This window comes from Anaerosporobacter faecicola (assembly GCF_012070565.1).
GTDB classification, from domain to species: Bacteria; Bacillota; Clostridia; order Lachnospirales; family Lachnospiraceae; genus Anaerosporobacter; species Anaerosporobacter faecicola.
The window spans coordinates 82,870-108,262 of record NZ_JAAQRO010000010.1 but is presented as its reverse complement, the minus strand read 5'-3'; the positions used below and the strand labels follow the sequence as shown (position 1 = coordinate 108,262).

Genomic DNA, 25,393 nt, shown 5'->3' with positions numbered 1-25,393 from the left:
AAGGAAGTTAAAGGGATGATGAAATGAGGGTAATTGCGGGTAAAGCAAAACGGTTGCAATTGAAAACAATCGCAGGCTTAGACACAAGACCTACTACGGATAGAATTAAGGAAACACTATTCAATATATTGGCGCAAGACTTAGCAGATTGTGATTTCCTCGATCTGTTTAGTGGAAGCGGTGCAATTGGTATTGAGGCGTTAAGCAGAGGAGCAAAATCTGCTGTATTTGTTGAGAATAACAAAGCAGCTATCGATTGCATTAAAGCGAATTTGAAGATAACGAATCTTGCAGATGCAGCACAAGTACTAATGATGGATGTGATTGCGGCAATTCAATATGCAGAAAAGAATGGAAAAGTATTTGATATTATCTTTATGGATCCACCATACAACAAAGATCTAGAAAAGATGGTATTGGAGTATTTGGAACATTCCAGTGTAATCTATTACAATACTTTGATTGTAGTAGAAGCTTCTTTGGACACGGATTTCTCCTATTTAGAGAATTCGAGTTTGGAAGTATATCGTACAAAAGAATATAAAACAAATAAACATGTATTTATACAAAAGTGTGAGGAGACCAACTAATGGGTTTCACTAGATTAGGGTAAGATACGGATTATGGAGGATATTATGAGAGTAGGCGTATATCCGGGAAGTTTTGATCCGGTTACATTAGGCCATTTAGACGTGATTTTACGTTCGTCAAAGTTGGTAGACCAACTTGTTATTGGAGTTTTGAACAATAGCGCGAAAAAACCGTTATTTTCAGCAGAAGAACGAGTTGACATGATTAAAGAAGCAACAAAGGATTTGACAAATGTTGTAGTAGAAGCATTTGATGGGTTATTGGTGGATTTTGCAGATTTAAAAGGAGCACATGTAATTATTCGTGGATTACGTGCTATAACAGATTTTGAATATGAACTGCAGATTGCACAGACAAATCATAAAGTAAATCCCAAAGTGGATACTTTATTCTTAACGACAAGTGTGGAATATTCTTATGTGAGTTCCAGCGTAGTGCGAGAGATTGGCATGTACGGTGGGGACATTACTTCTTTTGTACCACAGAACGTTGTTGAACGTGTACATGACAAATTCAGAAAATAAATGTTGACAGTTGGTAAAGCGTTGATTTATAAATAGATTGGATTAAAACGATAATATGGAAGTTATGAGATCCATGCAAAATAAAGTCAGGGATAGGAGATAGTATGTATGGGAGCAAGCAGAATTGAACAATTGATTGAAGATATTTATGAGTTTATTGAAAGTTGTAAGATGTACCCATTATCATCTACAAAAGTAATTGTACCAAAGGATGAACTCTATGATCTTGTGGATGAATTACGTTTAAGAACTCCAGACGAAATTAAGAGATATCAGAAGATTATTGCTAACAAAGATGCAATACTACAAGATGCAAGAGAAAAGGCAGATGCAATGCTTGCTCAAGCACAAGAACAAACCAATGCATTGATCAATGAGCATGAGATTATGCAACAGGCGTACTATCAGGCAAATGATATTGTAGAACAAGCTTCCAAAGAAGCAGAGCGAATTATTGCAGCAGCAAATCAAGATGCTAGTGAGATTCGAGAAGGTGCTTTTGCGTATACAGAAGATATGCTAGGTGACGTAGAACGAATTCTATCGAATGCATATGAAAGTACAAAAAGCAAATACGATAATTTGTTAGGTTCATTAAAAGGAAATTTGGATATTGTCATTAACAATAAGAAAGAACTTGCTCCAACAAATTCAATGCCACAGAGCAATCTCCAACAGGAGGAAATTGCTCCGGCAACAGAGGAACAAGGTGATTTTGATTTTGATGAGAACACATTCTTAGATGATATTGAGTAAGAATGATATTCTTGTAAGTTATGTATTGTAATGAGGGTATGAATTAGTTTAAAAGATTGGTTATTTTTGTGATACCATATTTGAAAGTTAATGTCATAGAGTTATATTCCAATGTAGGAAAGATTCCTCATCGTATGATAACGTAAATTATTATGATAAAAAATGCTAGAATACCAGTAAGTATTTTGTATTTAAAATAAGTTTTTAAGGATAGTCCACTATTCTCAATTACACTCCCCACCTGCGCAAGACTGGAGAGACCACCAAAGGAGGTAATTGTAATAGATAGGACTATTTTTTGTGTTAGATTCATAGAAGAAGCACATACCAGATAGATTCCAGTTGTGATTTCTAAAGAACCTAATAACAGATAGCGTAGAAAACCAAAGGAAGAGAAAAGGACAAGGAAAATCTGGGCAAGTACAGAGAACATGATAATGTACCCACCAACTTTTGTTATTGTAGTAAACCCATCTAGAATACAGTGATCAACAGTAGTCATACTAAGTGGGGTTTCTTCAGGTAAACTTGTGGCATAGATGGAATCTAAGCTTAATTGCTTCTCCTTGCGCTGTTGCTTCTTTCTAAGCTGGTTGGCTCGTATACGGTAAATGGTTGCAGACAGGAGAGAAGAAAGGTAGATGAGAAGGAGAAGTTGGTATTTTTGACCAGGAACATGTAAGCTTGATATGGCAAGAAAACTAGTGAGAAACATATAACTTGCATTTCCTACCAAAATCATGATATATTGTCCTTCTTCTCGTGATAATAGTCCTTCTTTGATTAAGTCTGCACAAGTTTTTGCACCCATGGGATAACCAGACAGGATACCGATGATGATAGGATAGCAACCAAGATCACTAATCCGAAAGAGGCGTTTGAATAAAGGACTAAAGATGCGGCATATATAATCAGTAACCTGAAAACGGATAATAAAATTCGATAAGATGATGAAAGGTAGCAAGGTTGGTAAGACGGTATTAAACCATAATAAAAGACCTGTCTTTGCTCCGTTTAGTGCAGAAAGCGGTTGCGTTATAACAAGAAGCAGGAACAAGAAAAGTCCACACTTGGTTAAGGTTCTCCCTCTGGGAACCGTTGCATGATCAATTATTTTCATCATTTTTTGTGATCGCATTACATTTCCTGCCTTTGCATAAATTACTATATTCTATTAAGAAAATGAGCTTCCTATTACATGAAAGTGAAAGCAATAGGAAAAACTACTATTATATGGTATAATAGTAAGGTATCGTTAGGAACGATGCCAATGTTTTAAAGAAAGGTGTAACAAAAGTTACAAGAGGTGAGAATCATGTCCAAAACGAATAAGATTGTAACAAGAGATGAAATAATGCAGAAGGATAAATGGGCAATTGAAGACCTTTTTCAAAATGATGAAGACTGGAAAAAAGAATTTGAACAAGTGAAATCACTTTGCAAGGATCTTCAAGCTTATGAAGGTAAGCTAGGAGAGAGTGCATCTACTTTATATGAATACCTTAAACTAAAAAGTGAAGCAGAGTTCCATTTTGAACGTGTATATGTATATGCGAATGAAAAGTATCATGAGAATACAGCAAATGGAACCTATCAAAATTTGGCAGATCAGGCAAATGGATTGGAAGTTCTACTTAATAGTGCCGTAGCATTTGATATGCCAGAAATCTTAGCAATACCTGATGAAAAAATTGAACAATTCTTGTCAGAGAACAAGGAGTTACAACCATTTACCCGCGTTATCAAAGAAATAACAAGAAAGAAAGCACATACTTTAACTGCACAGCAGGAGGCAATCTTAGCTGATGCAGGAGAAGTGCTAGGTGCACCAAGTAACATCTTCTCCATGTTTAATAATGCAGATCTTAAATTCCCTTCAATTACAGGAGAGGATGGAGAAAAGGTCCCTGTAACGCATGGAAGATATATTACTTACATGGAAAGCAAGGACAGAAGAGTCCGTAAAGAAGCATTTGAAAGTGTTTATCATACGTATCAAGGAATGAAGAATACTTCAGCAGCAATGTTTTCTGCAAATGTAAAAGCTTCCATGTTCCGTGCAAAAGCAAAGAAGTATGAGAATACGTTGGAGATGTATCTTGATGATACGGATGTACCGGTTAGTGTATATACGAATCTGATTGAAACGGTACACAGTAACCTTCCAAAATTTTATAAATACGTTGCTTTACGTAAGAAATTATTAGGGGTTGAGGAACTCCATATGTATGATGTATACGCACCATTAGTTTCTGATGTAGAGATGTCTTACACTTTTGATGAAGCAAAAGAAATTGTATTAGAAGGGTTAGTTCCATTGGGAGAACGATACATTAACCTATTAAAAGAAGGATTTGCAAATCGTTGGATCGACATCTATGAGAATGAAGGCAAAAGAAGTGGTGCATATTCTTGGGGCGCATATGGTACCCATCCTTATGTATTATTGAATTATCATGAGAATTTGGATAATGTTTTCACATTAGCTCATGAAATGGGACATGCATTACATTCTTATCATTCAAATGAAACACAACCATTCCAAGATGCAGGATATAAGATCTTTGTAGCAGAAGTTGCGTCTACTTGTAACGAAGCATTATTAATCCAACATCTGTTGAATAAGATTGAAGATAAGAAGCAGAGAGCTTATCTTGTTAATTACTTTATTGAAAGCTTCAAAGGTACATTATTCAGACAAACAATGTTCGCTGAATTCGAAATGCGTGCACATGCAAAAGCAGAAGCAGGAGAAGCATTAACTTCAGAAGAATTATGCAAATTGTACCATGAACTAAATCAGACATACTTTGGTAAAGATATGATCGTTGATGAAGAAATTGATATGGAATGGGCAAGAATTCCACATTTCTATACACCATTTTATGTATATCAATATGCTACAGGATTTTCTGCAGCAATTGCATTATCAAGAAGAATTCTTAAAGAAGGATCAAAAGCAGTAGAAGATTACGTAGGCTTTTTGCGTGGAGGTTGTTCAAAAGATCCAATATCTCTTTTACGTGGAGCTGGAGTTGATATGGCAAGTAAAGACCCAATCAACGAAGCATTATTATTATTTGGTGAATTGGTAGATGAATTAGAAGAATTGACGAAATAATGAATGAACAATAATAAACGAAAGATTTAGAATTAAATTCACCTAAAAGTAAGAGTTGAAAATTAAAGAAATAACATTTATGTGGTTACTCATAAAGTAATCCAACGACTTATAGAAGACAATCTTCATGAACGGAGATGTCAGATCATAGATACAGTTGATTTGACAGATCATCATGAAGATTGTTTTTTTGATCAAATTTTACGATATAATTACAGGACCTTGTCGATATTCATCTGGAAGGACGTGATGGAATTTGGTATATACGATTTGATTGTAGAGATGTGTAGCAAATAAATCTTTTTGAAACAAATCATATTGTGTGGTGGTGATACGTGCTTTTGCGTCCGCTACTTTCGTAATCACCGGAATTCTACCAGTTTTATGAATCGTCTTTAGTAGAAAGCTAGAAGAATGCCGAAAACCAAGTAATCGCGCATAGGGCATATTTGTATCTGGCGCATAGGTCACTAAATCCTCATTATGCAATTGCAACAGTATGTGTAGCAATATACGATTTATTCGTGTACGCGTATATTGTTTGGATTTCATTGCTTCTGCGAGCCCTTGAAAGCTATGATACTGCAAAGATAAAGAGGAGATTCGATTGGCAAGATCTACATTCATATCCAGATAAGTCGCTAATTTTTCTGGAGATTGGGAATGCAACTGATAAAATAAGATATCTGAAAAATCATTTTCGTCAATTGGTGCTTTGACCTGTATAGCCTTTTGTAATATGTCGTATGCGGCAGCAGGCATGTGCTGTTGTAAAGGGGCTTTATCAGTTGACTGGGTTAGACATTTTCGTAAGGCACTGGCGGAGGAATACGAGGTGTCAATGGATAGATCATGATAACCACTTCCTTCTCGTACAAGAGTATATGGCTGTATGGAACTGGATATTCTCGATAATGCTTTTAGATATTCCATTCCTAATATATTATTCGAGGAAGAAAGTACAGAATTCATCTGTTCTTCTGTAATCCCTAAAGATGGTGCAAACGCTATAAGAGCTTCTTTTCTGGCAATAGGGAAGGACAAACCAGAACGTAATCTGTTTTGTAAAATCTCTTTAAATTCAGACGTTTCATGTACCATGAGATCTGCTATTGAGGAGAGAAGCACAAGATCTCCACATTCGCTACCAAAGCAGATGGAATCAATGATTCCTAAGCCTTCTAGAATGGCAATTGCACCGAAAGCAAATATTTCTGCACTGGCTGTCGCAAAGAGAGTAGGAAGCTCAAAAACAAGATCTGCGCCATGAGAAAGTGCCATTTGTGTACGCGTGTATTTATCAATAATTGCAGGTGTGCCTCGTTGTACGTAATTGCCACTCATTACTACAACAACATAATCTGCACCTGTAATTTCTTTGGATTTTTGTATGTGATAGGCATGTCCGTTATGAAATGGATTATATTCGGTGATTAAGCCTACTATCTTCATGGAAACCTCCTTCAATCTGTAATAGGATATAGTTCTTTGTGCTATATGAGTGTTTCATATTGCCATCAAAAACCAATGTTGGAAAATGAACTCCAACACCATTCTATAAAGGAAAGCAATAAACGTCAATGCATTTTCAACCTTAATTATTTATTACAATTCCTTTTACATAGCAAGGTTGAACTTTACTTCTACCAAGAATGATGATATACTTATAAAAGTTCTATAAAAGTTCTGTATTTTTTATAAAGATGTTATGAACGCGAGAGTGTACGAAGTACACTTGTTCTGTGTGAATAGAGAATAATTCGATAATAGAGTGTAAATAGGGGTACATAATGAATACATTATTAAAAAAAACAGTGGGACGAATATGTCCAACTTATGCCATCTTTCCACTGGTTGGCTCTTTTGTTGTGGAAACGTTAGTATATGAAGTGTCGAAACTATTGGAAAAAGGAAGATATCATTATGATTTTACGACAAGCTTTGACCGAGCAGTGCCAGTGATTCCATGGTTTTCTTTCATATATTTTGGGTGTTATATATTTTGGGTTTTGAATTTTATTCTATTGACGCGAGTCAGTAAAGAACATTTATATCGTATGTTATTTGCTGTATATTTGTCTTATATGATCAATGCAATTATATTTATTGCAATGCCTACAACGAATATTCGACCTGAGGTGACTGGCAATTCCATAAGTGAACAGGTTTTACGATTTATCTATTGGTCAGATACGGCAGAGAATTTATTTCCCTCCATACATTGTAGTGTAAGTTGGTTTTGTTATATTGGTATTCGAAGGAAAAAGCAGATACCAAAAGCCTATCGAATTTTTTCCATGCTTTTTGCATTGGTTGTAGTCGTTTCAACGCAAGTTACGAAACAGCATTATTTTGTTGATGCAATAGGTGGAATAGCTTTAGCTGAGATTTGTTGTTTAATCAGCTATAAGACGAAATTATATCAACCGTTTCAGCGTTTCTTTGAAAAGCTTAATACACGGTGTGGGTTGGATTAAGATATAGGGAGGAACTATGCTGAAAGTTAACAAAAAAAATATATGTAATACCATATTCTTTTTGTTTATCGTAGGAGTTACATTTTATCTGTTATTAAAAGATCAAGAAATTCCACTGATTCTTGATAGCATTAAGAAGACGAACGTACTATATTTATTACTTGGTATCGTTGCAGTTATATTTTTTGTTTGCTGCGAATCTGTGATCATCTGCTTTATGATGAAAAAACTACGTAGCCCGATTAAATTAAAAGGGTGCATCAAGTACTCGTTTATTGGTTTCTTTTTTAGTTGCATTACACCAAGTGCAACAGGAGGACAACCTGCACAGTTATACTATATGAAAAAAGATAAAGTGAATTTAGGAGTTGCAACCTTAGTTTTACTGGAAGTAACCATTGCATATAAATCAATTTTAATCTTATTTGGTATGCTGATGCTCACGATAAAGAGAAAATTCGTATTCCATTACTTGGGTAAGAATATTTGTTTCTTATATTTTGGAATCGTAATTAATATAGTTGTTGTATTATGGTTAATGCTAATGATTTTTTATACGAAGCCAATTCGTTATCTAGTGCACAAAGGAATTCATATACTTGTAAAGATAAAATTGATTCGAGATGAAGAAAGCACATTAACAAAAATTGATCATGCATTTGATAATTATAATAAGAGTGCAGTATTTCTGAAAGAACATAAGAGTGTAATGGTTGTTGTGTTTATTATTACATTTATTCAACGGGTTGCATTGTTTTTGGTTACATATTTTGTATATCGGGCATTTGGCCTGTCGAGATATGGCGTAGTTGATATTGTTGCATTACAATCCATTATCTCTATTGCGGTCGATATGTTACCATTACCAGGAGGAATTGGAGCGAGTGAGAATCTGTTTCTTATTATTTTCCAAAAGATTTTTGGTAAAGCACTGATTATTCCAGGAATGTTATTAAGCAGGGGAATTAGTTATTATGGGTTGTTATTGATCAGTGCGGGGGTTACCGTAGTCGTACAGATCAAGAATAGTTGTCAAAAAGAAAAAGTGAGTAGTAGGTAAAAGGGAAGGTTTTAAGATGAGAGAGAAGAGAATGATAGGATTTTATAATTTTTCAGTTGTATTGACATATATTGGTTTGGCGTTTTCGATTTATGGAATGACACAAGCATTAAGTGATAATCATAAAATTGCTTTTTTGTGTTTGATGATGTCAGGTTTATGTGATATGTTCGATGGTAAGATTGCGAGAGCAATGGATCGAACCGAAGATGAAAAGCGATTTGGAATACAGATTGATTCTCTTTGCGATTTAATCTGTTTTGGTATGTTCCCAGCTATTATCGTATATTCTTTTGGGGCTACTGGGGTTATAGGTAATGCCTGTATTATCTTATATGTATTAGCTGCTGTTATTCGATTAGGGTTTTTTAATGTTATGGAAGAAAAACGACAATCCGAGACAACAGAAAATCGAAAACTATACCAAGGTCTTCCTGTAACGAGTGTTGCAATTATATTACCTCTTGTTTATCTTTTGCGTGATTTTTTTACTTTTGTACCCGTGTTAGAAGGGGTATTAGTTGCCATTGCATTTTTGTTTGTACTGAATTTTAAAGTAAAAAAACCAAATAAATCCGAGTCGGTAGTTATGATTGCATGTGCTACGGTTATTTTTCTCAAAGTATTGGAATTATTTTAAACCGATTACGAATATTAAGTAAACGAAAATTAAAAAAGATTGATTCATAGCGGTATATAGATGCTATGAATCTTTTTTTACTATTAAGTAGCTTAACATTGGTTATACTACCTAATAGTAATGTAGAAAGGAGTCTTTATGAAATATATTGATTTGAATGGAAATAGGATAGAAAGGGAAACGAAGCAAGATCGCCTTTTAAGATTACTTTATGCCAATTCGCTCGGAAGAAGTATAATTAAGGTATTGGTTAATCCAGCTATATCATATTTAGGAGGAGTTGTTCTTAATTCAAAACTTTCCACGATATTAATCCCTTCTTTTATTAAAAAGAATAAGATTGATATGAATGAGTATGTGGAACAATACTATATGAGCTACAATGATTTCTTTACAAGACAGATCAGACGAGATTATAGACCAATTGATGAAAGAGAAGGGGTGTTAATATCTCCTGCAGATGGTAAAGTAAGCGCATATCCAATTTCGGACAAACTTGTGGTATCAATCAAGAATAGTAAGTATACGGTTGCAAGTTTACTTAGGAACAAAGAATTAGCAAAAAAATATAAAGGCGGTTGTTGTATGATCATTCGATTGACTGTAGACAATTATCACCGCTATTGTTATCCTGCAGATGGTATAAAGGGGAAAAATGTTCATGTTCCAGGTATTTTACATACAGTGAATCCTGTGGCTAATGAACATGTAAAAATCTACAAAGAGAATACGAGAGAGTATACCGTATTGGAAACTACGAAATTTGGTGATATCATTCAGATGGAAATTGGTGCACTAATGGTTGGTAAGATTGTAAATTATCATCAAGAATTAGAGGTGACGAAAGGACAGGAAAAAGGGCGTTTTGAATTCGGAGGTTCCAGTATTGTTCTATTACTTGATTCTAAACAAGTACAGGTTAATCAAGAATTCTTTAAGAATACAGAAGATGGTTACGAAACAATGATTCATATGGGGCAAGCCATAGGAAAAGAAATTTTATAAATTGTACTAAAAAAAGTGCTTGTATACAATAAACATATGGACTATAATTGGTTTAGTAATGATTTTACGACAATAAACATAGCATTAGCGGTCTATTGCCAAATACGAAAGGAGATATTATCGTGGGATTTATCGATGCTATTAAAGAACGAGCAAAACAAAATAAGAAAACGATTGTGTTACCAGAAACAAATGACAGAAGAACTTTAGAGGCTGCCTCTAAAATTTTAGCAGAAGGAATAGCAAACTTGGTATTAGTTGGTAACAAAGAAGAAATTGAAAAGGGTGCCGAGGGACTAGATATTAGTAAAGCTACAATAGTAGACCCTATGAATTCAGATAAATTGAACTCATACATAGATTTACTTGTAGAGCTTCGTAAGAATAAAGGTATGACACCAGAAAAAGCAAAAGAACTTTTAACAAAAGATTATTTATTCTATGGTGTTACAATGGTTAAAGCAGGGGATGCTGACGGTATGGTAGCTGGTGCTTGCCACGCTACAGCTGATGTATTAAGACCTTCTTTACAAATTTTGAAAACAGCGCCTAATACAAAATTAGTATCTGCTTTCTTCGTAATGGTTGTTCCAAATTGTGAATATGGTGCGAACGGAACATTCATTTTCTCTGATGCTGGTTTAAATCAAAATCCAAATCCAGAAGAGTTAGCTGCAATCGCAGGATCATCTGCAAAGAGTTTTGAATTATTAGTTCAAGAAGAACCAGTTGTTGCTATGTTATCTCATTCAACAAAAGGAAGTGCAAAACATGCCGATGTTGATAAAGTAGTAGAAGCAACAAAGATTGCAAAAGAATCATATCCTGAACTTAAAATCGATGGAGAATTCCAAGCAGATGCTGCTATGGTTCCAAGTGTTGGTGCATCTAAAGCTCCAGGTAGTGAAATTGCTGGTAAAGCGAATGTTTTAGTATTCCCAGATCTTGATGCTGGTAATATCGGATATAAATTAGTACAACGTTTAGCAAAAGCAGAAGCATATGGACCAATTACACAAGGTATTGCAAAACCAGTAAACGATTTATCAAGAGGATGCTGTGCAGACGATATCGTTGGTGTAATCGCTATTACTGCAGTACAAGCTGCTGCTACAGAATAATATGAACAAGGTTCAGAAGAACAATTGATCTTTTGACACCAATTTCATTATATAATACGATATAATTATCGCACCTTGTGAAGATTTCAATAGCTTGGTGCGATAATTCATGATTAGAAAAGATAAAAATGGAGATAGTAATAAAAGTACTATTATTTTAGGAGGGTTTATGAACGTTTTAGTTATTAACTGTGGTAGTTCATCATTAAAATATCAATTAATCAATGCAGATACAGAAGAAGCATTAGCTTCAGGTCTTTGCGAAAGAATCGGAATTGATGGAAGATTCAAATACAAATCAAACACTGGAGCAAAAGTAGAAAAAGAAGCTACAATGAATAACCATGAAGATGCAATCAAGATCGTATTAGATGCTTTGATTGATGCACAAAATGGTGTAATCAAATCTCTTGATGAGATTGGTGCTGTTGGACATAGAGTAGTACATGGTGGAGAAAAATTCGCTCATTCAGTTGTAATCAATGACGAAGTAATGAAAGCAATTGAAGAATGTAATGATCTTGCTCCATTACACAACCCAGCAAACTTAATTGGTATCAATGCTTGTAAAGCACTTATGCCAAATGTACCAATGGTAGCTGTATTTGATACTGCATTCCATCAAACAATGCCTGAAAAAGCTTATTTGTATGGTATTCCTTGTGAATACTATGAAAAATACAAAATTAGAAGATATGGTTTCCACGGAACAAGTCATAGCTTTGTATCAAAGAAGATGGCTGAATTCGCTGGTATGGACATCAATAATTCTAAAATCATCGTTTGTCATTTAGGTAATGGTGCTAGTGTAAGTGCGGTATTAAATGGTAAATCTGTTGATACAAGTATGGGATTAACTCCACTTGAAGGTTTACTAATGGGTACACGTAGTGGTGATCTTGATCCAGCAATCATTGAATTTATTGCAAACAAAGAAGGAAAGAATATCTCAGAAATCCTCAACATCTTAAACAAAAAATCAGGTGTTCAAGGTATGTCTGGCGGACTTTCAAGTGACTTTAGAGATTTAGGTGCTGCAGCTGCAGAAGGAAATGTTCTTGCAAAACAAGCATTAGACGTATTTTGTTATCGTGTAGCCAAATACATTGGTGCGTATACAGCAGCTATGAATGGAGTAGACGGTATTGCGTTCACAGCTGGTATTGGTGAAAATGATGGTGCAGTTCGTGAATCCGTATTAAGTTATTTAGGTTACTTAGGAATCGAATTGGACAAAGAAAAAAATGCAATCCGTGGAGAAGAAGTACTCATCTCAACAGCAGATTCTAAAGTTAAAGTTTGTGTTATTCCTACAAATGAAGAACTTGCAATCGCTAGAGAAACAGTTGCTTTAATCTAAGAATTTGTGTAACTGTCTGAACCAAGCATATTTGATTAAAAATATGCGATGAATCTTGTATATTAGTTATGGATCTGTAAAAGAGAAAGGGGATACCATTCTCTTTTACAGTATTTATATTTTAATTACTTTGTTAAGTGAACGAGATTTATTCATTCGAGTTTGAATGGATCTGTAAAAACATAGATTATTTCTCCTGAGTCATGGAAAATACAGCGTTTGAACCTACATACATCAATACAAATCGACAAATAAATGGTTGACAAAGTATGGTATAGTATGTATAATATTAAAAGTGTGAAATAAAGCGTTTTCACACTCTTTATTTTCGCTTATATGTTGCTAACCCAGACTATAAGTGAGATATCGATGTGAAAGTAATCTGTTTCACAGATAGGAGATAACTATGATCATTAATTTATCTGAGATTATGTTAGTTCCTGACAAAGTCGAAAGAATATCAGCTCCCATCGAGTTGGAGAACTTCAAACTACAACGTGAAACATATGAATTTAAAGTGAAGAATCCGTTTGAACTTACAATTACCAATCTTGGTAAGAAGAAAGTTTTAATTGAAGGAAGCACGAAAGTAGTACTTATGATTCCTTGTAGCAGATGTCTCGAAGACGTTGAGACTACTCTAGATATCTCCATATCAAAAGAAATTGATTTTGGAAAGACAGAGGAAGAACGTATCGAGGAACTAGATGAAATGAATTATATTAATGGATATGATTTAGATGTAGACAAACTTGTCTACGACGAGATTTTGATTAGCTTTCCTATGAAAGTTGTATGTTCTGAAGATTGCAAAGGAATTTGTAATACTTGTGGACAAAATCTCAATAAGGGGACTTGTAACTGCGAAAGCACGAGTTTAGACCCTAGAATGTCAGCTATCCTTGATATCTTCAATAATTCAAAGTAATTGATTGTAGTAAATCAATTATATTTTTAAGGAGGTGTACTCATGTCTATCTGTCCAAAGAATAAATCTTCAAAAGCAAGAAGAGACAGCCGTAGAGCAAACTGGAAAATGACTGCTCCAAACCTAGTTAAATGTAGCAAATGTGGAGAATTAATGATGCCACATAGAGTTTGTAAAGCTTGCGGTTCATATAACAAAAAAGAGATTATCTCTGCAGAATAATTTCTTAAACCTCATAACCATGAGAATTCTTGGTTATGAGGTTTTTTTTGCCTTATGCCAAGGGGAAAGCGTTTGCATGAAGGATATTCGCAAAATCGATACATTGAATTTCTGTTATAATGTAATGATAACACGAATTGACAAAATGTGAGTATAAATATATACTATAAGAAATATATGTTAAAAGACTCAATTGCAACTTAATAATCAGTTCTAAGAAGAATAGGAAAGAAGTGAGGAAGGATTAATATGAGTAAAAGTGAAATTCGTATTAGAGAAAAGAACAAAATTGCTTTTCTGATCGTTATAGTTATTATTCTATGTGTATTGTCCAATTCAATATATTTTCTTGTGAATCAGTCGGATAAGAAACATATTGTACTAATTATACTATCTTGTATTGTTATGGTTTCAAATGCAATGGGATATAAACTGTTAAAGAGTAGTAATAACTTCAGAAGAGTTTGCTTAAATTCTTTATCTGTTACATACTTGGTTACGATGTTCGTATCCTATGATACCCAACCTTATATCTATGCAATTGCATTTAGTATGTTTATCGTTGCATTATTCTATGAAGATAAGATTTATATGATAGGTGGATTAATAATTGGATTCTTTGTTAATCTTGGATGTGCAATCTATCAAATATCCAATTATCATGATAGTTCTACCACACTACAGTATATCTTTCAATGTTTATTAGTATTAATTATTGGAGCTTCTGTTAATATATATGCAAAGCTACAAAAGAAACATAGTGATGAAGACGCACAAGAAATTCAACAGAAAGTAAAAGTTAACCAAATGATCACACAAGAAGTAATGCAAGGGGTTGCTAATCTATCTGATAAATTTACACAAGCAAAGGAACAATCTAGCAGTTTGACCAATAGTATGGAGTCCAATCATTTTGCAGTAAATAATATTGCGGAAAGTACTACAAGTACAGCAGAATCTATACAAGTACAGACCTCCATGACTTATGATATTCAAAAGAGCATTAAAGAAGCAGCAGAAACAACAAAATCAATGCAGGATACGTCAAGTACAGCTAATAACATCGTAATGGAAGGTGTTGAAATCATTGAAGATCTGAAAGAGCAAGCAAAAAGTGTTACAAAGAATAGTGAGTTTACAAAAGAAAAAACGAAACAATTAAATGAGTCAATTGTTGACGTAGAGCAGATAACTGCCTCCATCTCGAACATATCTTCACAGACAAATCTTCTAGCATTAAATGCTTCTATAGAAGCTGCACGTGCAGGAGACGCAGGTCGTGGTTTTGCTGTTGTTGCAGATGAGATTCGTAATCTTTCTGAAGAAACAAGTAATGCAACGAATAAGATTACAGAAATTATTAGTCAATTAACGATGGATGCCACGGAAGCAAATAACTCAATGGAACAATCCATAGAAGCAGTAAGCAAACAGAATGAATTAATAACAAAAACTGGAGAAAAGTTCTCTACAATAAAGCAAGAAATCAATACACTTGCTGATGCCATTCACATATTTGGTGGTGTGATGGACAACATTTTAGAAGTAAATATGAATTTTTCAGATCATATAACACAGTTAGCAGCTACTACGGAGGAAGTTTCCGCATCATCCGCAGAAGGTTTATCAATCAGTAACACGGCTATGGGGAATCTTCGTGAATTAAACAAATTGTTAGAAGAAATCTATTCTATTGCAAACAAGATGGAAGAAAGTGTTAGAATTTCTGAGTAGTCTTAGGATTTTCTAGGAGAATATAATAAAAAGAACAATCTACAGAGGTAGTAAGACAGGAAAATGAAAGAGTTAAAGTCATGTCTTACCATCTAGAGTGGATTGTTCTTTTCTTTGTGTAAATCATACCTTCTAAATAGCAAAGTTTAGAGAACTAAAAAGATTAATTAATTCACATATAATCGTATAGTGTTTATCTATATTTGAGTTGAAAATAAATATAGAAAAGTGTTAACGTGAAATTAATTTTGTGAGTAGATGCTGAATATACAATGCTAATTTCTTTGTATCCTGAAGGAATTCATCGGTAACTTCCACATACGTATATTTGTCATGATAATCAATTTTGAAATGTGGAGTGTAGATTTCTTCATATTGAGGGACAAAGCGACCTGTTTTTTTGCTATAACAATTGGCTGCTTTGGCGCGTGTACGAAAATTCTTATCGACATAAAAGGCAACACTTTTATGTATTGCAGTATCTTCTTTTGGAAGATAATAATAATCTTTATAATTATCATAAAAGAACTTAAGTTCATCTTGGTACAGCGTAACTTTTAATATTGCTTGATCACCAGAAGCATTGCAGTGTATGGTATCATTTCCATAACTGATACTTTCAGGCAACGAAGAAACCAAGGTAAAATGAAGAACCAACTGGTCTTGATCAACTTTTGCTGTTATATTTTTGTACGCACCTCGGAAAAGATCAACATAGGATAATATATTCGTTAGTGGGAGCATACCCTGAACATCTTCTGCATTGTGTAATAAAAGTAATTGTAGTAGTTGTGCAGAATTAGGAGAACCAAAAGCTGTTTGATTCGTAGATTGAATGCGAGCTTCTAAGTCTTTTACAGGTGAGACTTCATGAGTGCGGTTCTTTAGCTGTTCCAATTTCTTCATACCAAGATAGTTGGCATAGACTTGAATCAATTCTCCACCAGAATAGGTGTCATTTCTTTGTATATGCAAAAAGTGTTCCAATGTTTTTTGTTTGAAATTCTCTAATTTGAATATCTTCTTATAAGGAAGAACTTTTTTGTAGATGTCATAGCTTTCGATATGGTCAAAAGTATAGTCTAGTCCAAGTTTGGTACATTTTTTTTGAATATATGGAAGATCAAATCCTTCTCCATTAAAGTGCATTAAGTAACGGTAATCCTTTATGAATGTAAAAAACGCATGGAGGAGCTTTTTTTCACTAGTATTGTCATCTGCAAACCATTGAATAAGATTCCAACATTGATTCTTATAATACGTACAACCTATTAAATAGAGGATGGTATTATTAGGAGAAAACCCAGTTGTTTCAATATCAAAGAAGACAATATCTTCATATGGTATTTGATCATGGAAGGAATAGACAGATGAAATTTTCAATTGTTTTTCTATGGTTATCATAGGTCAACCTCTTTCTTTATGAATATATCATATCTGTGTCCATAGAATATAGAAAAGGAAATGTATTATGGACATTCAGAAGGATCGAGTAATATATTCATGATCGTCAAAATGTATTTTGCGGATCATGATACAACGGATTGTTATGTGCATTCGAACCTTGTATCATATACTTTGTCTTGAAAAGATTATAGCAAGATTTTGGAGGTATTGCAATTCACAAATGAGGGGCAAAAGCTATTGTTTGAATGCCTCTAGGTTTTTTCTTCATAATATGGTAAAATGATATATATTTATACAAAAGCAAAAGGTCCTGTGTTTCAAAAAGGCTATGATTGCTTTCTTATGTATTGAGTTATTTTACGAAAAAGAGGAAAGACTATGTTTAGTGTGAAGATTTTTGGATTTGAATTTTACTATATTTTTTATACATTCATCCTATACAGTGTATTTGGATGGATTTATGAGACTTGTCTGGTATCCGTTAAACAAAAGGAGTTTGTGAATCGAGGTTTTTTGAACGGTCCAATCATACCAATCTATGGTGCAGGTGCTGTATTAATCTGTATCATATTGGATCCTGTTTCGAAAAATCTATTACTTGTGTTTTTAGGAGGCATGCTTTTGGCTACCATCCTAGAATTTCTGACTTCTTACGTAATGGAAAAGTTGTTTCATGCCAAATGGTGGGATTATAGTCAATACAAATTCAATATACAAGGTAGGATATGTCCCATTGTTTCGGTATTCTGGGGCATACTTTCTGTATTAATGACAGTATTTTTAAAACCAATTTCCAATGCATTGATCCATAAGATACCGAAAAAGCCTGGAGAAATACTTGCATTCGTTATCTTTGCACTTGTAGTAATTGATTTGGTTCTTACAATTATATCTACATTGAAGTTAAACCAAAAACTAGCCAATATGCATAAGTTACGCGATGAGCTTATTGGATATATGGAGAAAAGTCGTTTTTATCATTCAAAAGAAGAATTACGAAGAAAGCTGGAGAATGCAACGATTGCGGAGTATATAGATAATCTAAAAGTACATGTACACAGTGGTGAGTTAGACGAACGTTTACGTATATTCAAGGAGAAATATTCCTTACATTCTGAACATGTACATATTATTCAACGACGTTTGTTAAAAGCATTCCCTAATATGAAATCAACAAACAATGAATATATGTTAACAGAATTAAGGGAACGATTACGTATGAGAAAAAAGAATAACAAATAGTGGAATATCGTTATATAAATTGGGATATTCGAATAAGGGTGAAGTTAATTTATTTTACAGTAAAGTTTTGAGGAAACAAAGAGCGAATAAGGGTCGCTTTAATGGTGGGAGATTAGAGTATGAAAATTAAACAGTTAAAGGGAAAATTCAATAGCCATCTGAGTGGATTTCTACGAGCGGGGCTTGTGGGTGCACTAGTATTACTTCAATTCTCGGTGATCATAGCACTTTCCTTATGGTTAAGAAGTTATACAGTTTATTTTTATTTAATTCTGGAAGTATTAAGTTTGTTCGTAGTCATCACGTTAATCAATGATAATCGAAGTCCTTCGTATAAGATCGCCTGGGTTTGTATTGTGTTGTTATTACCGATATCGGGACATGTTATGTACGCCTTATGGGGAAAGTCAACGGCGAATAAGAAATTAAGCAATGTGATCAAGGCAAAGATCGAACGGGGGAATACTTTTCATACCTACGAAGAACATATATTAGAGGAGATTCGAGAAGATTATAAAGAAATCGAGCGAGTATCTAATTATATGGTTTCTGAAGGTTTTCCAATGTTTAAGAATAATCAAATAACCTATTATGCCATGGGAGAAGACACATTTGATGCAATGTTTGATGATATACGAAAAGCGAAGCATTTCATTTTAATTGAATTCTTTATTGTTGCGGAAGGTGGACTTTGGGACGAACTTCATTCCATATTATTAGATAAGATCAAAGAAGGAGTAGAAGTAAAATTTCTGTATGATGATTTTGGTGCAATGATCCGAACGCCAAAGAATTTCCGTAGGATACTGGAGAATGAAGGAATTCAAGTTCGGGTATTCAATCCAATCCACAAGTATACAGACAAATTATATATGAATTATCGATCCCATCAAAAGATAGTTGTTATTGATGGAAATATAGGATATACAGGTGGTATGAATATTGCGGACGAATACGCAAATTTGATTGAACGTTTTGGTGTGTGGAAGGATAGTGCTGTACGGGTCTATGGAGATGCCGTATGGGGATTAACAGTAACCTTCTTAGAAATGTGGGAAATTGCTAGTTCAGGAGAATATCTTGACTATACCATATATAAACCCACTGATGTGTTTGAGAAAAATCAAACGTTTGCTTGTGTAGTCGCCGATGGTCCGGTGAATAATCCTAGTAATCCTATTGAAAATACTTATAAACAGATTATTTATTCAGCGAATGACTACCTCTATATTACCACACCATATCTAATCTTAGAGGAAGATATGAGACTAGCACTAATTATGGCAGCTAGAAGTGGGGTTGATGTACGGATCATTACACCATTCATACCAGACAAGAAACATGTTAAGATTCTGACTAATTATAATTATGGTGTTTTGCTACAAAATGGTATCCGTATCTATGAGTATACACCGGGTTTCATTCATGCAAAATCAATTATCAATGAGAATTGTGGTATCGTTGGTACGATTAATATGGATTATCGCAGTTTCTATCTGCATTATGAATGTGGAGTTTTTATGTCAGAAGCGAAGATTATAGCAGATATCAAAGCAGATTTTATGAAAACCTTAAAAGTAAGCAAAGAAATTTCTTTTGAGGAATGGAATCGTCGACCTGCAGCATTGAAATTATATCAGAGCATTCTTAATATCTTCTCGACACAAATGTAGGGAATATAGTAAAATAGTAAGGGGTACAACCTGCAGAACAGTTTTTGTTAATAAAACGAATAACATTAATTGAAAGAAAGACATGAAAGAGAGTAATATGAAAGAATACAATATGGAAGAAAAAAATCTAAAAATAGGTTCCCATGTAGGAATGAGCGGAAAAGATATGTTTCTAGGTTCAGCAAAGGAAGCATATTCCTATGGCGCAAATACATTTATGGTATATACAGGTGCTCCACAGAATACTAGAAGAAAAGCAATTGAAGATTTGAATATTGAAGCTGGTCAAAATTTTATGAAAGAACATGGAATTAGTGATTTGATTATTCATGCTCCTTACATTATCAATCTTGGTAATCGTGTAAAACCAGAGACATTTCAACTTGCGGTCGATTTTCTGGCATTAGAGCTTGAACGTACAAAAGCAATGGGAAGTAAAGTTCTTGTTCTTCATCCTGGTGCCCATGTAGGAGAAGGAGAAGAAAAAGGAACGGAACAGATTATCAAGGGTTTGAATGAAGTATTGACCAAAGATACCGAGGTTTTTGTAGCATTGGAAACGATGGCTGGAAAAGGTAGTGAAATCGGTCGTAGTTTTGAAGAACTTGCTCGAATTTATGATAAGGTCATCTATAATGACAAGTTACGTGTATGTTTCGATACGTGCCATGTTCATGACAGTGGGTATGATATCATTCATGATTTTGATGGGGTGATTGACCAGTTTGATCATTTTGTAGGGAAAGACCAGATTGCGGTGTTCCATATTAATGATAGTAAGAATGAACGAGGTGCTGCAAAAGATCGACACGAGAACATTGGATTTGGATATATTGGGTTTGACGCATTATCCAATATTGTTTCTCATAAAACATTCGAAAATGTACCCAAAATCTTAGAAACACCATATATTCCATCTGTAGAGGATTCAAAGAAATCATTTCCTCCATATAAAAAAGAAATTGAGATGCTAAGAAAAGGCGAATTTAATCCGAAATTAAAAGAAGAAATATTGGGAGAGTAAGATGTATACGAATGTATGTAAACATTGTAGAAAGGTTTTTAAGTCCCGTGTGAAGCAGTATACCTGCAAAGATTGCGAAACAACGGATAATTTATTCTTTGATGCAATCTATGATTATCTAAAAAAATATCCCAATAGCAATGCACTTCAAGTTGCAGAAGCGTTGGGAATCTCACCTTACGAAGTAATTCAATACATGAGTGAAGGGAGATTATCGGTATCAAGAGGTCGTTTTGAACGATTGCAATAATTAAAGCTGTCTTGTTATAGAATTCATTGCATGTAATACATGTTTTGAATTCTATAATAGACAGCTTTTTTATTCATTATGTAAAAATAGTGGAATGCATTTTAATTGTAACAGTGCAAAGGGGAGGGCTTTTTTGTTCTCTCATCTTAGAGAACGCTTGCTCTACATGAATTCTGCTAATAAAGTGATTAATGGTGCATTCCAATAGATTGTAATTTCATTGGTGGAATAACTATCAAAATGATCGACATAGCATTTGGCTGGTGGCATACCAGTTAAAGTAGCAACAGCCTGTGGGTCGTGCAGACCTGCATCAGGGCCACCAACTAACATACCAGGCATTGGTTTGTTCTTGGCTACACTTGGTCTGTGATGAGGATGCATAGGCGATGTAATACCATGACCCGTTACATAGCAGGTTGCCATTGGATTCTTGCCGAACAAGTAATCAAGATGTTCTTTTGCAGCAAATCGATAGGATTTATCTTTGGTAAGATGATAGCAGTCAAGTAATACCAATGCGTTATTTGCAACTACCATATTGCTACCCCAGATATAGGAGTTTCCTAAAGAAACGCCATAACCATCTTTTTTAGAAGCCTCGAATAATTGTTTACCATACTCTTTAGTCGATTCCGTGATCTTATTCATGACTTCGTGATCTGTTGGGAAACTTGTCGTTAAGTAAGCACGATTACCAAAGCTTCCAACGTCCTCCCAACCATAACCTAACCATACTTTTTCTGTTACCAGTTTTTTGAATGCGTCATGATACATTTGCTTTCCTGTTAGTTTGTACATCTCCGCTGCAGCCCAATAGATTTCATCTGTATCCGTTGCGTCTGCATATTCCCCAGTGACAATATCTGCTGGGTTCTTAAAGCCACCTGGCATATGTAAATCTTGTAAAGCGTCCCATGCTCTTGTAGCAGCTTGGTAACATTTTTTACAGAACTCTTCATCGTAATTGTAATAGAATGGTATTGCAAGAGCGATACAAGCAGCAAAAGAAGCTGTTGCTGTAACAGAGATTGGAGATACGATCAATGGTTCAGTTTCTTCTTCTGGCATAACAAAACCAGGGAAACCGGCACAGGTAACTTTGTGATAAACACCACCTGTTTCTGGATCCTGCATCTTTAGCATCCATTCTAATTCATAACGAACTTCACATAAAAGATCTGGTGTTGTCTGATTACTTTCTGGTATATCAAAGTTCTTTTCAAAGATAGAGCAATTGGCCTCATAGGCATAGAGTAGATCAGCAATCGTAACGGCTGCAGCCACAATATAGCGACCATAATCCCCTGCATCATGCCATCCACCAATTACATCAATTTTTTTGTCTGTTCCATAAATTGTAGCTAATGAAGTATGGCAAGCAGGATGTGCATAGATTCCACCTAATTCTTTTGTAACTTCACAACCACAACGTTGTAGATAATACATGCGGAAAAGATCACGTAAAACTGGCTTGTACACATCAACATCAATTCGGAATGGATAAGAAACTCCTGCTCCTTCCATTTTTATCTGATAAGTTCCTGGCGTGGTAACGGAAGAAAAATCACCAAGTACGATTACTTCATTAGAAGCAACATTATCAATTGGAGAAGATACAATGGAATTGTATACTTCTTTACCAGTATTGGCATTAACTACAGAGAAAGATGTTCCTGTAACATTACGAAATACAGCTACTTTTTTCTCTTTACACTGATAACCAATTTGATTTGTAATTATGTTGACCATAATAAACCCCCTTATTATATTTACTTTTATAAAAAAAATATGACATCCAAGCATAAAAGTCCTTATTACAAGTTGTATGAAATGAAATATAATAACAGACTTTACACTCTACTAACATCTTATCACAGAACAAAATAATTGAAAATAGGAAACGAAGAAATGGAAGTGGGAAAAATTTTGTGGCAACAGAAGGGAAAACAAGGAAACTTAGCAATATCTTAGCGTATAGAAAAAGTAGATTATGATACAATGGATACTGCGATAGAAGTGTGTAAAATAAACCAATTGAAGTGCGTGAATCACACGGTAAGTTATCAGGATGGAGGACAGAAAAGTGAAAAAGAACAAGAGAAATATGATAATTCTTATGGGAGTTATCCTTGCATTTGTCATTATCGCAGTTGTTGGAATTGGTGATGCTGTAAAGCCAATCACTCAGATGCGTTATGGTATTGATATACGAGGAGGCGTAGAGGTTGTATTTGAAGCCGATGGAATAGATCGAAAACCATCATCCTCTGAATTAGATTCAGCTAGGACGATCATAGAAACAAGATTAGATTCCAAAAATATTGCAGACCGTGAAGTTACCGTTGACAAAAAGGGCGGATATATTATTGTACGTTTCCCTTGGAAATCTGGGGAGACAGATTTTAATCCAGAGGAAGCAATTGCAGAATTAGGTGAGATGGCGAAATTAACATTTCGTGATCCAGATGGTAATGTTCTGTTAGAAGGAAAGAATGTTTTAAAAGCTGAACCTGGACAAGATACATCTGGTGTGGGAACACAGTATATGGTACATCTAACATTCGATACAAAAGGTGCCGAATTGTTTGAAAAGGCTACAGGAGATTTAGTTGGACAGAACATGGGCATCTATATGGATGAAGAACAGATATCAAACCCACAAGTGCAAGCAAAGATCAGTGGTGGTAATGCTTCAATCGACAATATGGAATCCTATAAAGCTGCCAAGGAATTAGCAGATAAGATCAATGCTGGTGCATTGCCTTTTTCTTTAAAAACAAGTAACTTTAGTACGATTAGTCCATCATTAGGTAGTCATGCATTACAGATTATGATCTATGCAGGTGCAATAGCATTTGTTGTTATCTGTGTATTTATGATATTGCAATATAAATTGCCTGGAATTATCGCTTGTCTGACATTGGTTCTTCAGATGGCATTGCAGTTACTGTCTGTATCCGTACCACAGTATACGTTAACACTTACTGGTATTGCGGGTATTATCCTATCCTTAGGAATGGCAGTTGATACGAACATTATTATTTCTGAACGTATTGCAGATGAGATTAAGAAAGGTTTAACGATTCGTACAGCAGTAAAGAATGGTTATAAGAATGCATTCTCTTCTGTATTAGACGGTAATCTTACAACAGCAATCGTAGCAATTATTTTGATGATCTTCGGGTCAGGTTCCATGCTAAGTTTTGGATACACTTTATTGATGGGTATGATCTTTAACCTTCTTGTTGGTGTTAGTGTTTCCAAACATTTATTAGTAGGTATATTAGAATATAGAAAATATAATAAAGAGAAATATTTTATACGTAGAAAAGAAACAACAGTAAAATTGTTTTTCGAGAACAGAAAGAAATTTGCTCTGATCTCAGCTGCCTTATTACTAATTGGTATTATTGGTTGCTTTATTAATGGTATTAAATTAGATACACAGTTTACTGGTGGTGTTGTATTAACCTATTCGGTTGAAGAAGAAGGAGATACAGAAGCAATCGAAAAGACGATTAATCAAGTTACAGACAGACCAGTCACCATTCAAGTATCAGATAATCGTCAAAACCATGAAAAACAAGTAGTAGTTACTTTGGCTGGAACAACAGGTATCTCACCAGAAGAACAAAAGGAGATTACAGAAATCTTACATACGACCTATCAGGCAGAACTGGAAGAGACCTATGCAGTAGAACCTTACATTGGTAAACAAGCTTTGAAAGATGCGGGAATCGCAATTGTTTTGGCTTTTGTGTTTATCATCATTTACGTATGGATCCGTTTCTCAACAATTCACGGATTAGCAGCAGGTTTGACAGGAATGTTAGCTTTGCTTCATGATGTTTTGATCGTATTTTTTGCATTTGTTGTATTTAAGATTCCACTAAATGATTCTTTTGTAGCAGTTACCTTGACTATTATTGGTTACTCCATTAATGATACCATCGTACTGTATGATAGAATCCGTGAAAATGCAAAAGCAAATCCAAAGATTAGTTTTATTGCGCTTGTCAATGAAAGTATATCACAGACTTTAAGACGTTCTGTCAATACATCAGTTACAACAGGTTTATGTATATTAATCATATTGGTAGCAGCAGGTATGTTCCGTATATCTGCTATTACAGAATTTGCATTACCAATGTTCTTTGGTTTGATCAGTGGTTGCTATTCCTCTATTTGCATTGCAAGTATTGTTTGGTGTATGTGGCAATTAAAGAAGAACAAGAAAACAGTATCGTAAACAGTT

General features: G+C 34.5%; 22 protein-coding genes. 18 read left to right on the top strand and 4 right to left on the bottom strand.

Annotation, left to right across the window (positions count from 1 at the left end; translation table 11 throughout):
- Positions 1–23: 23 nt before the first annotated feature.
- The 3 genes from rsmD (at position 24) to HBB17_RS06840 (ending at position 1,871) form a co-directional block, all read left to right on the top strand.
- On the top strand, positions 24–590 hold the full coding sequence (gene rsmD / locus HBB17_RS06850; protein ID WP_167956738.1) for a 16S rRNA (guanine(966)-N(2))-methyltransferase RsmD: 567 nt from the start codon (positions 24–26) through the stop codon (positions 588–590).
- A 45-nt stretch (positions 591–635) separates the two neighbouring features.
- Positions 636–1,115 carry a pantetheine-phosphate adenylyltransferase gene (gene coaD, locus HBB17_RS06845; RefSeq protein WP_167956737.1) on the top strand — a complete coding sequence of 160 codons (480 nt, stop codon included), beginning with the start codon at positions 636–638 and terminating at the stop codon, positions 1,113–1,115.
- A 108-nt stretch (positions 1,116–1,223) separates the two neighbouring features.
- Entirely contained in the window at positions 1,224–1,871 is a 648-nt protein-coding gene (locus HBB17_RS06840) for an ATPase (RefSeq protein WP_167956736.1), read from the top strand.
- Positions 1,872–1,998: 127 nt separating this feature from the next.
- Here the strand turns inward: HBB17_RS06840 and HBB17_RS06835 are convergent, their stop codons facing one another.
- A complete protein-coding gene (locus HBB17_RS06835; RefSeq protein WP_167956735.1) occupies positions 1,999–2,994 on the bottom strand; it encodes a hypothetical protein in 996 nt (331 codons plus the stop codon).
- 192 nt (positions 2,995–3,186) lie between these two features.
- Here HBB17_RS06835 and pepF point away from each other — a divergent pair, with 192 nt between their 5' ends.
- Positions 3,187–4,992 carry an oligoendopeptidase F gene (pepF, locus tag HBB17_RS06830; RefSeq protein WP_207717330.1) on the top strand — a complete coding sequence of 602 codons (1,806 nt, stop codon included), beginning with the start codon at positions 3,187–3,189 and terminating at the stop codon, positions 4,990–4,992.
- 201 nt (positions 4,993–5,193) lie between these two features.
- Here pepF and HBB17_RS06825 read toward each other — a convergent pair whose 3' ends face one another.
- On the bottom strand, positions 5,194–6,444 hold the full coding sequence (locus HBB17_RS06825) for a nucleotidyltransferase (RefSeq protein WP_167956733.1): 1,251 nt from the start codon (positions 6,442–6,444) through the stop codon (positions 5,194–5,196).
- Between the two features lie 338 nt (positions 6,445–6,782).
- Here HBB17_RS06825 and HBB17_RS06820 point away from each other — a divergent pair, with 338 nt between their 5' ends.
- The 9 genes from HBB17_RS06820 (at position 6,783) to HBB17_RS06780 (ending at position 15,539) form a co-directional block, all read left to right on the top strand.
- A complete protein-coding gene (locus tag HBB17_RS06820) occupies positions 6,783–7,469 on the top strand; it encodes a phosphatase PAP2 family protein (protein ID WP_167956732.1) in 687 nt (228 codons plus the stop codon).
- Positions 7,470–7,485: 16 nt separating this feature from the next.
- The gene (locus HBB17_RS06815) at positions 7,486–8,529 is read left to right on the top strand and encodes a lysylphosphatidylglycerol synthase transmembrane domain-containing protein (RefSeq protein ID WP_167956731.1); all 1,044 of its coding nucleotides are present in this window, start codon (positions 7,486–7,488) and stop codon (positions 8,527–8,529) included.
- 16 nt (positions 8,530–8,545) lie between these two features.
- On the top strand, positions 8,546–9,169 hold the full coding sequence (locus tag HBB17_RS06810; protein ID WP_238483693.1) for a CDP-alcohol phosphatidyltransferase family protein: 624 nt from the start codon (positions 8,546–8,548) through the stop codon (positions 9,167–9,169).
- Between the two features lie 138 nt (positions 9,170–9,307).
- Positions 9,308–10,174, top strand: coding sequence for a phosphatidylserine decarboxylase (locus HBB17_RS06805; protein WP_167956730.1), 867 nt, complete (start codon positions 9,308–9,310; stop codon positions 10,172–10,174).
- A gap of 122 nt (positions 10,175–10,296) precedes the next feature.
- On the top strand, positions 10,297–11,295 hold the full coding sequence (gene pta / locus HBB17_RS06800) for a phosphate acetyltransferase (protein WP_167956729.1): 999 nt from the start codon (positions 10,297–10,299) through the stop codon (positions 11,293–11,295).
- A gap of 169 nt (positions 11,296–11,464) precedes the next feature.
- A complete protein-coding gene (locus HBB17_RS06795; RefSeq protein ID WP_167956728.1) occupies positions 11,465–12,655 on the top strand; it encodes an acetate/propionate family kinase in 1,191 nt (396 codons plus the stop codon).
- 406 nt (positions 12,656–13,061) lie between these two features.
- Positions 13,062–13,583: a YceD family protein gene (locus HBB17_RS06790; protein WP_167956727.1), complete on the top strand. Its 522-nt coding sequence runs from the start codon at positions 13,062–13,064 to the stop codon at positions 13,581–13,583.
- A 42-nt stretch (positions 13,584–13,625) separates the two neighbouring features.
- Complete coding sequence (gene rpmF, locus HBB17_RS06785; RefSeq protein ID WP_073281783.1) at positions 13,626–13,805, top strand: 50S ribosomal protein L32; 180 nt, start codon at positions 13,626–13,628, stop codon at positions 13,803–13,805.
- Positions 13,806–14,054: 249 nt separating this feature from the next.
- Positions 14,055–15,539 (top strand): methyl-accepting chemotaxis protein, encoded by a 1,485-nt coding sequence (locus HBB17_RS06780; RefSeq protein WP_167956726.1) that lies wholly within the window; start codon positions 14,055–14,057, stop codon positions 15,537–15,539.
- Between the two features lie 231 nt (positions 15,540–15,770).
- Here the strand turns inward: HBB17_RS06780 and HBB17_RS06775 are convergent, their stop codons facing one another.
- Positions 15,771–16,943 (bottom strand): ribonuclease H-like domain-containing protein, encoded by a 1,173-nt coding sequence (locus HBB17_RS06775; RefSeq protein ID WP_167956725.1) that lies wholly within the window; start codon positions 16,941–16,943, stop codon positions 15,771–15,773.
- A gap of 381 nt (positions 16,944–17,324) precedes the next feature.
- Here HBB17_RS06775 and HBB17_RS06770 point away from each other — a divergent pair, with 381 nt between their 5' ends.
- From HBB17_RS06770 to HBB17_RS06755, 4 genes are all read left to right on the top strand, one after another.
- A complete protein-coding gene (locus HBB17_RS06770; protein ID WP_167956724.1) occupies positions 17,325–18,188 on the top strand; it encodes a putative ABC transporter permease in 864 nt (287 codons plus the stop codon).
- A 119-nt stretch (positions 18,189–18,307) separates the two neighbouring features.
- Positions 18,308–19,861: a cardiolipin synthase gene (gene cls, locus HBB17_RS06765; RefSeq protein WP_167956723.1), complete on the top strand. Its 1,554-nt coding sequence runs from the start codon at positions 18,308–18,310 to the stop codon at positions 19,859–19,861.
- A 97-nt stretch (positions 19,862–19,958) separates the two neighbouring features.
- On the top strand, positions 19,959–20,885 hold the full coding sequence (locus tag HBB17_RS06760; protein WP_238483692.1) for a deoxyribonuclease IV: 927 nt from the start codon (positions 19,959–19,961) through the stop codon (positions 20,883–20,885).
- Position 20,886: 1 nt separating this feature from the next.
- Positions 20,887–21,135 (top strand): hypothetical protein, encoded by a 249-nt coding sequence (locus tag HBB17_RS06755; protein WP_167956722.1) that lies wholly within the window; start codon positions 20,887–20,889, stop codon positions 21,133–21,135.
- A 162-nt stretch (positions 21,136–21,297) separates the two neighbouring features.
- On the opposite strand, the gene HBB17_RS06750 is transcribed toward HBB17_RS06755, so the two are convergent.
- A complete protein-coding gene (locus HBB17_RS06750; RefSeq protein WP_167956721.1) occupies positions 21,298–22,887 on the bottom strand; it encodes a glycoside hydrolase family 9 protein in 1,590 nt (529 codons plus the stop codon).
- Positions 22,888–23,221: 334 nt separating this feature from the next.
- Between HBB17_RS06750 and secF the strand changes: the two genes are divergently transcribed.
- Complete coding sequence (gene secF / locus HBB17_RS06745) at positions 23,222–25,387, top strand: protein translocase subunit SecF (RefSeq protein WP_167956720.1); 2,166 nt, start codon at positions 23,222–23,224, stop codon at positions 25,385–25,387.
- Positions 25,388–25,393 lie beyond the last annotated feature (6 nt).

Excerpts from the sequence above, each read along its gene's own strand:
- HBB17_RS06760 (WP_238483692.1), top strand. The coding sequence starts at position 19,959 with ATGAAAGAATACAATATGGAAGAAAAAAATCTAAAAATAGGTTCCCAT.
- HBB17_RS06770 (WP_167956724.1), top strand. The coding sequence starts at position 17,325 with ATGTTTAGTGTGAAGATTTTTGGATTTGAATTTTACTATATTTTTTAT.
- HBB17_RS06805 (WP_167956730.1), top strand. The coding sequence starts at position 9,308 with ATGAAATATATTGATTTGAATGGAAATAGGATAGAAAGGGAAACGAAG.
- HBB17_RS06790 (WP_167956727.1), top strand. The coding sequence starts at position 13,062 with ATGATCATTAATTTATCTGAGATTATGTTAGTTCCTGACAAAGTCGAA.
- rpmF (WP_073281783.1), top strand. The coding sequence starts at position 13,626 with ATGTCTATCTGTCCAAAGAATAAATCTTCAAAAGCAAGAAGAGACAGC.
- HBB17_RS06825 (WP_167956733.1), bottom strand. The coding sequence starts at position 6,444 with ATGAAGATAGTAGGCTTAATCACCGAATATAATCCATTTCATAACGGA.
- cls (WP_167956723.1), top strand. The coding sequence starts at position 18,308 with ATGAAAATTAAACAGTTAAAGGGAAAATTCAATAGCCATCTGAGTGGA.
- HBB17_RS06835 (WP_167956735.1), bottom strand. The coding sequence starts at position 2,994 with ATGATGAAAATAATTGATCATGCAACGGTTCCCAGAGGGAGAACCTTA.
- HBB17_RS06810 (WP_238483693.1), top strand. The coding sequence starts at position 8,546 with ATGAGAGAGAAGAGAATGATAGGATTTTATAATTTTTCAGTTGTATTG.
- HBB17_RS06795 (WP_167956728.1), top strand. The coding sequence starts at position 11,465 with ATGAACGTTTTAGTTATTAACTGTGGTAGTTCATCATTAAAATATCAA.
- HBB17_RS06820 (WP_167956732.1), top strand. The coding sequence starts at position 6,783 with ATGAATACATTATTAAAAAAAACAGTGGGACGAATATGTCCAACTTAT.
- rsmD (WP_167956738.1), top strand. The coding sequence starts at position 24 with ATGAGGGTAATTGCGGGTAAAGCAAAACGGTTGCAATTGAAAACAATC.
- coaD (WP_167956737.1), top strand. The coding sequence starts at position 636 with ATGAGAGTAGGCGTATATCCGGGAAGTTTTGATCCGGTTACATTAGGC.
- HBB17_RS06755 (WP_167956722.1), top strand. The coding sequence starts at position 20,887 with ATGTATACGAATGTATGTAAACATTGTAGAAAGGTTTTTAAGTCCCGT.
- pepF (WP_207717330.1), top strand. The coding sequence starts at position 3,187 with ATGTCCAAAACGAATAAGATTGTAACAAGAGATGAAATAATGCAGAAG.
- HBB17_RS06815 (WP_167956731.1), top strand. The coding sequence starts at position 7,486 with ATGCTGAAAGTTAACAAAAAAAATATATGTAATACCATATTCTTTTTG.
- HBB17_RS06840 (WP_167956736.1), top strand. The coding sequence starts at position 1,224 with ATGGGAGCAAGCAGAATTGAACAATTGATTGAAGATATTTATGAGTTT.
- HBB17_RS06750 (WP_167956721.1), bottom strand. The coding sequence starts at position 22,887 with ATGGTCAACATAATTACAAATCAAATTGGTTATCAGTGTAAAGAGAAA.
- HBB17_RS06780 (WP_167956726.1), top strand. The coding sequence starts at position 14,055 with ATGAGTAAAAGTGAAATTCGTATTAGAGAAAAGAACAAAATTGCTTTT.
- HBB17_RS06775 (WP_167956725.1), bottom strand. The coding sequence starts at position 16,943 with ATGATAACCATAGAAAAACAATTGAAAATTTCATCTGTCTATTCCTTC.